Annotated in this window: 2 protein-coding genes; both read left to right on the forward strand. The window is 55.0% G+C overall.

Going from position 1 to position 1,541, the window contains the following annotated elements; all coding sequences use genetic code 11:
• The coding region (locus V6D20_13390) for a DUF2442 domain-containing protein (GenBank protein ID HEY9816774.1) at positions 1–255 on the forward strand (255 nt) is incomplete at its 5' end.
• A gap of 226 nt (positions 256–481) precedes the next feature.
• The coding region (locus tag V6D20_13395) for a type I restriction endonuclease (GenBank protein ID HEY9816775.1) at positions 482–1,541 on the forward strand (1,060 nt) is incomplete at its 3' end.

Consider the following 1,541-nt stretch of genomic DNA (forward strand, 5'->3'; position numbering starts at 1 on the left):
ATTACTTCCAAAACCGAAGTTAGCAACATTTCCGTCAATGGTATTTGGCTGCTCTGTAGCGATCTTGAGTATTTTTTGCCCTACGAGCAGTTCCCGTGGTTTGAAAATGCACCCGTTAAGCACATCTTTAACGTAGAAGAACCTCACCCCGGCCATCTCTATTGGCCCGATCTCGATGTGGATCTGTCCCTTGAGACTATCCAAAATCCAGAGCGGTTTCCCCTCATAGCAAACTTCTCCTCACCCGGAGAATGATCTTGCTGCCATCCATCAAAGAAGGAGTCGTGCTATGGCCCAAGTAAACGTCACCCGTGAACAAATTCAAAATCTGCTGGTCTAAGTTAAAGAGTTGATACAGAGGTACTCCAGATCACTCTCCCTCCATCCTGGGAACGATAAGAATACCGCAGACGTAGGGTAGGCTGTGCCCACCCATCAAAGGTTTTTACGTTAGCAAATCTTCCGCCCCGTGGAGCTTCCCATGGCCGACAGTAAAGAACGCGCCTTCCAGCAAGACATCATCAACGCCCTGCAAGCCCAGGGCTGGCTAGTGGGCACGTCCGCAGGCTATAACCCCACCACCGCCCTCTACACCGAAGACCTGCTGGGCTATGTTCAAACTGCCTGGCCACAGCGCTGGCAAAAGCTCTGCAAAAGCAACCCCAGCGACCCCGCCAACGTTCTGATTCAAAAGACTGTTCGCCATCTGGAAAAAAACGGCACCCTCGATGTGCTGCGCCACGGCTACAAACTGCCCGGCGTCAAGGTCGATCTGTGCAGCTTTAAGCCCGACCACGGCATGAACCCTGATACCCAAGCCCGCTACCAGGCCAACCGCCTGCGTGTCGTCCCCGAAGTCTCCTACTCACCCCACGCCCGCAAGGGAGACTACAACCCCCGCCTCGACCTAGTGCTATTCGTCAACGGCATCCCCACCGCCACCCTCGAACTCAAGAGCGAGTTCAAGCAATCCATCGAAAACGCTAAACGCCAATATTGCAGCGATCGCCCCGTCAAAGATCCCCTCACCCGCAAAGCCGAACCGTTGCTGACCTTTAAGCGTGGTGCCCTCGTCCACTTTGCGGTTAGCCAGCAAGAGGTGGCCATGACCACTAAGCTGGCGGGGAAAGACACCTTCTTTTTGCCCTTTAACCAAGGGACAGCCGACGGTGGTGCAGGCAATCCACCTCCCGCTAACGAAATCACCTACGCCACCGGCTACCTGTGGGAGCAACTATTTCAGCCCGATGCCTGGCTCAAGGTGCTGGGCCGCTTTCTGCACCTTGAGCAAAAAACTACCGAACACTTCGACGGCAGCCGCACCACCAAAGAGACCCTGATCTTCCCCCGCTACCATCAATGGCAAGTGGTGAATCAGTTGATCGACACCACCCGTCAGGAAGGAGCCGGTCGGCGATACTTAATTCAGCATAGCGCCGGGTCGGGGAAGTCCAACTCTATCGCTTGGACAGCGCACCAGCTCGCCACGATGTACGACGCCACCGGCAACAAGCTGTTTAGCTCGGTGATTGTTGTCACCG

The sequence above is a fragment of the Candidatus Obscuribacterales bacterium genome (assembly GCA_036703605.1).
Classification (GTDB): domain Bacteria; phylum Cyanobacteriota; class Cyanobacteriia; order RECH01; family RECH01; genus RECH01.